Raw genomic sequence first — 6,462 nt, forward strand, 5'->3', positions numbered from 1 at the left:
GTGTTTTGTTCAGAATCGCCATTTTATTTTGATAGTTGTCGTGGTTGACTTATTATCTCAAAAATAAAGCTTTTCTCCTCAGATTTTTCTTCTTAATTTGTTACCCATGTTTGATGGGTTCCTACGATTGTTTTCCAGCATTTTGCGCCAAAAATTAAGCGGTTTGCTGTTCAGAAATTTTCGAATTCTGATAAAGCTAACGATATTGTCCAAGACACAATGAGTAATGTGTGGCGAAAAGCATACTTGTTTTGTCCTAATAAGGGAGCTGCTCATACATGGGTTTACACTATCATGAGGAATGTTACTTTTGACGCCCTCAGGAAAATTCGCTCAGGTCGTGAAGATAATTTGAGTGAAGATATATGGTCTTACATAGAAGGCGAAACTGAAGAGAAAGTCTTTGAGGATCACTTAGAAAAGAAATTTATTTTAGAAAACATAAATAAATTGTCTGAAGCTCAGTTAAGTGTGGTCAAAGCATTTTACTTTTCAGAATTATCACAAGAGCAAATATCTGAATGTTTAGATATTCCTCTTGGTACCGTTAAATCAAGGTTGAGGCTAGCCGTGGCTAAACTCAAAGGCAATATAGGGGATGACTTATGATTAAGCATCATCCAACGGATGACTTGCTCATCGCATTTTCAGCTGGTGAACTATCATCATCATTATCAGTGGTAATTTCAACTCACATTGAAATGTGCCCAGTTTGTCGTCATCAAGTGGAACGCTATACCGCACAAATGTCTGATGAGAGCCTAAATCAACAACCAGAAGTTATCGACTTTGCTGCTAATTCTGATGACATAGGCACAGATGCTAATTTTGATGAAATGCTGTCTGGTATAATAGCTGAGCCAGAATCTAATTTTGCAGAGACTTTTAAGTCTACGCCTTCGAAAGTAATTGGTGATGGATTTGAACTTCCCAAAAGTTTAAGCCGTTTGAATGTGTCAAATTTTGTAAATGTAGGAAAAATATCAAGAGCGAGAATTGAGCTTGATGAAGAACCTGTAAGAACCAGTTTGTTAAATATTAAAGCGGGTGGTGAAGTGCCTCACCATACCCATAAGGGATTTGAGATAACGCTATTGCTTCAAGGAAAATTCGAAGATGAACTTGGTGGATACGTACCTGGTGATTTTATCATCCTCGATGCTGAGCATACCCACCACCCAGTATCTAAAGAGGGTTGTTGGTGTCTCACAGTGGTTAATGATTCGATTCAATTTACCAAAGGGGTCAATCGTTTGTTGAATCCACTCGGAAAATTTATTTACTGATATGCTTCTCACTCTCCCGTCGCACAAGGAAGTGCACGGGAGTTCCTAAGTTTTTCTCAAATAAATCCTGCTTCTAGAGTGATCCAACTCTAAACTGAAATCGTAACTAATTTTAAATATGGAAAAGTGCGGCGACGATGATGCAGGAAATGATAAATAACCAACAATTCGATTATCCACAATGGCTGAATCAGTTCATTTCTGTCTATGAACAACTCAACAAAAATAACCTAGAATTACTTGAAACCTTGTATCACCAAGATGTTCACTTTCAAGATCCTGTCCATCAAATCAGTGGCCTTAATCATTTAATGACTTACTGTAACTTCATGTATTCCAACACGTCTCACTGCAAGTTCTGTATTGATGAAGTCATATTCGACGGAGTGCAAGCAGGCGTTTACTGGACGATGAAATATCGCCACCCCAAACTCAATCAAGGGAATACGATAACAGTTGAAGGGCACACACAAGTTAAAGGGGAACGTGAAAGAGTGACTTATCATCGTGATTATTTAGATATGGGGGCGATGGTTTATGAACATGCACCTGTACTTGGGCGTCTAGTTCGTTGGTTAAAGCATCGGTTAGCTCAATGAAAAAAGTCATGATAACAGGTGCTACGTCCGGTATTGGCGAAGCTTTGGTTGAGTTGTACTACCAGACAGGGTTTTCAGTGATAGCTTGCGGACGTAACAAAGGCAAACTATTGCAGTTAAAAAAACGTTTTAGTGCGATTCAATGTCTGCAGTTTGATGTTACTCAGCCTGAGGAAGTAATGCAGGCCGCAGCAGACGTTTCTAAAGTTGACATTCTACTGCTTAATGCTGGTGACTGCCGTTATATTGATAATGCTTACCATTTTGATGCCGCTGCGTTTAAACACAATATTTCTACCAACTTATTATCGATGGGAGACCTACTGAGTTCTTTTCTTCCTAAAATGGACGCTGGCTCACGTTTGGTTTTTATCAGTTCAATTGCGACTCAATTGCCCTTTCCTCAAGCTGAGGCTTATGGAGCGTCAAAAGCAGGTCTAGATTACTTAGCTAACAGCCTTCGTTTGGATCTTAAATCTGTGGGCGTAGATGTCACACTGGTTCACCCTGGTTTTGTAAAAACACCGCTGACAGATAAAAATAATTTTTTTATGCCGTTTATAGTTGATACACAAACGGCGGCGAAAAGAATTTACCAAGGCGTTCAGTCAAGAAAAAATTACGTTCACTTCCCACGACGTTTTACATATCTACTAAAATTAATATCACTAGTGCCAAACAGCTGGTGGCAAAGAATAATTACTAAAAAGCTTTAAAAGGAAGTCATTAAATGAAGCATATTGCCATTATAGGAAGTGGAATCTCAGGTTTAACTTGTGCTTATTTACTATCACAAAAGCACAAGGTTACCGTTTTTGAAAAAAACAGTGTTATTGGTGGTCATACGGCGACGGTAGATGTCGAAGTGGCTGGCGAAAAACAAGCAATTGATACTGGTTTTATTGTATTTAATGATAAAACTTACCCTAATTTCATTCAGCTCCTTGAGCAATTAAATGTACAAAAACAAAAGACTGAAATGAGCTTTTCTGTGGCTAATTTGACTTCTAACCTAGAATACAATGGTCACAATTTAGATACCTTATTCGCTCAGCGTAAAAACATTTTTAGTTTAAAGTTTTGGGGGCTGATATTCGATATCCTGCACTTTAATTATCGTTGTGTAGATACTTACGAAAATGAGCTGTATGAGGATGGATTAACGCTCGGACAATTTTTAAAACAAAACCGTTTTAAAGACTTTTTTTCTAATCACTACATATTGCCAATGGCGGCCGCTATTTGGTCTAGTTCAATAAAAGAAATTGAAGATTTTCCATTTAAATTTTTTGTACAATTTTTTTACCATCATGGTCTGTTAAGGATAAGCAATCGGCCCCAATGGTACGTAATCGCCAATGGCTCAAGAAGCTATCTAGCTCCCTTAACTCAAAGGTTTAAAGAGCAAATCTATGTCAATCAGAATATAACAAGCATTAAGAGAAATAACGGAAAAGTCCAGTTGGTGTTGACTGATGAAACGGGAAATAGAGAACAAGAATTTGATGAAGTTGTGCTGGCCTGCCACTCAGACCAAGCACTTGAACTCCTTGCGACGCCAACCGTTGCAGAACAATCTGTGCTGGGAAGCATTCCCTATTCAAAGAACAGTGTAATATTGCACACTGACGAGTCCATTCTGCCCAAGGCGCACTCTGCATGGGCGAGTTGGAATTATAGACTTGATGAAAATACAGAGCGTCCTGCTGCTGTTAGTTATTGCATGAATATCCTTCAACAGCTCACCAGCAGGCATACATTTTGTGTGACCTTAAATCAAAAACTTGCCATTTCATCGGATAAAGTTTTACGTGAATTTACTTACCATCATCCTAAGTTTCAGCTTCAAAGCATCGATGCTCAAAAGAGGCGATCAGAAATTTGCGGTCAAAATCATACTCATTTTGCAGGAGCATATTGGTACAGTGGCTTTCATGAAGATGGTGTAAAAAGTGCCATTGATGTAGCAAGTCGTTTTGATTGTTATTTGAATGATTGAGGATGAATCATGAAAATTTTATCTCAATCTAATCTCTATCAAGGTGTGATAAAGCACAGGCGTTACAGCCAAAAGAAGCACCAATTTCAGTATAAGCTTTATATGCTACTGCTCGATATTCGTGACGTGCAACAGCCATTTTCGATATGGCCTTTGGGTAGCTCTTGGTTTCATCCTATGCGTTTTGTTGCCAAGGATTATGTAAAAGGTGAGCCTCAAAACCTTGCGCTCCGTATCAATAACAAGTTTGCTGAGCTGGGAGGGATAGCTCCTCACTCAGTAAAAGCGTTGGTGCAAGTACGTTGTTTTGGCCTGTATTTTAGTCCGGCTAATTTTTACTTCGGCTATAGCGAAGAAGGACATTGCTTTCAAGTTCTGGCTGAAGTGAGCAATACCCCTTGGAATGAACGTCATTATTATCTTATCAAGTTAGATGAACAAGGCCTTCTGACAAATGAGAAGCAATTCCATGTTTCACCATTTATGAATTTAGATATGAATTACTTTTGGCAATTTAAAACACCATCAGAAGCACGCAACAATTTATTGATTCATATTGAAAATAGAGCCAAAGAAACGAATGAAAAGCTGTTTGATGCAAGTTTGATTATGCGAAAAAAACCACTAAATAAAACAACGGTATATAAACTTTGGTTAGCTATGCCCCTAATGACTTTTAAGGTGGTGCTTGGTATTTATTACCAAGCTTTGAAATTGATTATTAAACGTGTGCGTTTTATCCCTTACCAAAAATATCAAGGATGACTGAGCCGATGGAAAATATTTATCAAATCAGAAAAAATACTAAGATGGATTGGCTTACTGCTCGTTGTCGGAAGCTGATGTTTAAAATTCTCGAGCAGTTACAAGATGGTCGTCTTGATGTGCATGAGGCTACAGGTGAAAATCGATGTTTCGGGCATTGTGCATTAAATGAAGATGGTCCAATTGAATCCCTAGCGGCGAAAATAGAAATCAGAGATATGAGTTGCTATCGAGATTTTATTTTTAAAGGTGCGATTGGAGCAGCAGAAGCTTATATTGATGGTAAGTGGAGCTCTCCAGATCTGACTCAAGTCATTAGAGTTTTCGCACGGGCACAAAAGCTTGCTGATAATATTGAGGCTCAAAAAGGGATCGTTGCACATTTCAAAGATAAGTTGTTTCATCTCTTTAATTCCAACTCAATCAAACAAGCCAAGAATAACATCATTTCTCATTACGATTTAGGGAATGAACTTTATAAGAATTTCTTAGATGAACGCATGCAATATTCATCGGCTATCTTTGAAAATAATGAAATGAATTTAGAAGATGCACAATGCAATAAGCTTGACATTATCTGTAAAAAATTGGGATTAACGCCTGCTGATCACCTTCTTGAAATTGGTACAGGCTGGGGCGGTTTGGCGGTTTACGCCGCTAAAAATTACGGATGTAGAGTGACTACAACAACGATTTCAGAAGCGCAATATCAATATGCAAAACAACGAGTTGAAGAAGAAGGTCTTGAACTTCAGATTACTCTGTTAAAAGAAGATTACCGAAATTTAAGTGGGCAGTTTGACAAGCTTGTTTCGATTGAGATGATTGAAGCTGTAGGGTATCGCTATCTCACTTCGTTCTTCAAAAAATGTAATGAGTGTTTGCTACCCGGTGGAAAAATGCTCTTGCAATCAATTACTATTGCTGATCAGCGTTTTGACTATTATAGAAATAACGTGGATTTTATTCAAAAGCACATTTTTCCTGGTGGCTTTTTACCATCGATTACTGAGATTGCGAATCGTACCCAAAAAGATACAAATTTAATCATTCACGATATTGAAGATATCGGGTTACATTATGCCTTGACGCTTACTCACTGGCGGCAGCGATTCTTGTTTGCTTTGCAGCGCATAAAGCCTCTTGGTTATGATGAGCGATTCAAGCGGCTTTGGACTTACTATTTTTGTTATTGCGAAGGTGCTTTTTTGGAACGTTCGATCAGTACGGTTCAGATAGAGTTTAGGAAAAGTTAGTGATGATGTTTGAGTAATACCAATTACTGTAATTGGTATAAATAGCTTTCATAGTTTGGATCAATTTGTCTTGTAGCAACATTTACTTCAAAAAAGAATTTTAAGCATATTTGGATATCAGGAGTGGATGCTTGTGATTCAGCTTGAACTTGAGTTGGCAGCATACATGAGCTGCCAACGTCCAAAAATGCGAATGGTTAAAGCATTTTTCTGCTAAAAAAATCTTCTTTTTCAACTTCTTGAATGTTCATTGAAATATGCAAAGTGTCTGGCAGAATTTCAGAAAGTTTACCGACTACTAATTTTGATAAATGTTCTTTTTGACTTTCTGATCGTCCCTTTAAGATAAAAGAAAATACATGAATAAACGGTTTGGCTTCATTGCCGATTGAGTCTTCATCATAACTTCGTAATCTAACTTTTATATCGTTCTCACTAAATAGTCGGCTATGAAAAAAATCTAACATTATGATCGATAATACAATATAGCTCTTTGATACATTCAATTTCGACCAGAAATGATATAGTGAACCTACGGTTTCTGGTCGTTTTTGGTG

8 protein-coding genes are annotated in these 6,462 nt (G+C 37.7%); 7 read left to right on the top strand and 1 reads right to left on the bottom strand.

Annotated elements, in window-relative coordinates; genetic code table 11:
• The first annotated feature begins 126 nt into the window (after positions 1-126).
• The 7 genes from JQC92_RS20390 to JQC92_RS20420 all read left to right on the top strand — a co-directional run bounded on the left by JQC92_RS20390 (position 127) and on the right by JQC92_RS20420 (position 5,905).
• Positions 127-609: a sigma-70 family RNA polymerase sigma factor gene (locus JQC92_RS20390; RefSeq protein WP_205001376.1), complete on the top strand. Its 483-nt coding sequence runs from the start codon at positions 127-129 to the stop codon at positions 607-609.
• Positions 606-1,286, top strand: a complete 681-nt coding sequence (locus JQC92_RS20395; RefSeq protein ID WP_205001367.1) for a ChrR family anti-sigma-E factor — start codon at positions 606-608, stop codon at positions 1,284-1,286. Before JQC92_RS20390 ends, JQC92_RS20395 begins: the two co-directional genes overlap by 4 nt.
• A 149-nt stretch (positions 1,287-1,435) precedes the next feature.
• Positions 1,436-1,885 carry a nuclear transport factor 2 family protein gene (locus tag JQC92_RS20400; RefSeq protein WP_205001368.1) on the top strand — a complete coding sequence of 150 codons (450 nt, stop codon included), beginning with the start codon at positions 1,436-1,438 and terminating at the stop codon, positions 1,883-1,885.
• Complete coding sequence (locus tag JQC92_RS20405; RefSeq protein ID WP_205001369.1) at positions 1,882-2,601, top strand: SDR family NAD(P)-dependent oxidoreductase; 720 nt, start codon at positions 1,882-1,884, stop codon at positions 2,599-2,601. The genes JQC92_RS20400 and JQC92_RS20405 overlap by 4 nt, the downstream gene beginning before the upstream one ends.
• 14 nt (positions 2,602-2,615) lie before the next feature.
• A complete protein-coding gene (locus JQC92_RS20410; protein WP_205001372.1) occupies positions 2,616-3,884 on the top strand; it encodes an NAD(P)/FAD-dependent oxidoreductase in 1,269 nt (422 codons plus the stop codon).
• Positions 3,885-3,893: 9 nt separating this feature from the next.
• Entirely contained in the window at positions 3,894-4,649 is a 756-nt protein-coding gene (locus JQC92_RS20415; protein ID WP_239480659.1) for a DUF1365 domain-containing protein, read from the top strand.
• Between the two features lie 8 nt (positions 4,650-4,657).
• Positions 4,658-5,905: an SAM-dependent methyltransferase gene (locus JQC92_RS20420; RefSeq protein ID WP_239480660.1), complete on the top strand. Its 1,248-nt coding sequence runs from the start codon at positions 4,658-4,660 to the stop codon at positions 5,903-5,905.
• Between the two features lie 197 nt (positions 5,906-6,102).
• Here JQC92_RS20420 and JQC92_RS20425 read toward each other — a convergent pair.
• On the bottom strand, positions 6,103-6,462 hold a 360-nt coding region (locus JQC92_RS20425; protein ID WP_205001374.1), incomplete at its 5' end, for a tautomerase family protein.

Source organism: Parashewanella hymeniacidonis, from assembly GCF_016900895.1.
Taxonomy (GTDB): Bacteria; Pseudomonadota; Gammaproteobacteria; order Enterobacterales; family Shewanellaceae; genus Parashewanella; species Parashewanella hymeniacidonis.

Excerpts from the sequence above, each read along its gene's own strand:
- JQC92_RS20395 (WP_205001367.1), top strand. The coding sequence starts at position 606 with ATGATTAAGCATCATCCAACGGATGACTTGCTCATCGCATTTTCAGCT.
- JQC92_RS20410 (WP_205001372.1), top strand. The coding sequence starts at position 2,616 with ATGAAGCATATTGCCATTATAGGAAGTGGAATCTCAGGTTTAACTTGT.
- JQC92_RS20405 (WP_205001369.1), top strand. The coding sequence starts at position 1,882 with ATGAAAAAAGTCATGATAACAGGTGCTACGTCCGGTATTGGCGAAGCT.
- JQC92_RS20420 (WP_239480660.1), top strand. The coding sequence starts at position 4,658 with ATGGAAAATATTTATCAAATCAGAAAAAATACTAAGATGGATTGGCTT.
- JQC92_RS20400 (WP_205001368.1), top strand. The coding sequence starts at position 1,436 with ATGATAAATAACCAACAATTCGATTATCCACAATGGCTGAATCAGTTC.
- JQC92_RS20415 (WP_239480659.1), top strand. The coding sequence starts at position 3,894 with ATGAAAATTTTATCTCAATCTAATCTCTATCAAGGTGTGATAAAGCAC.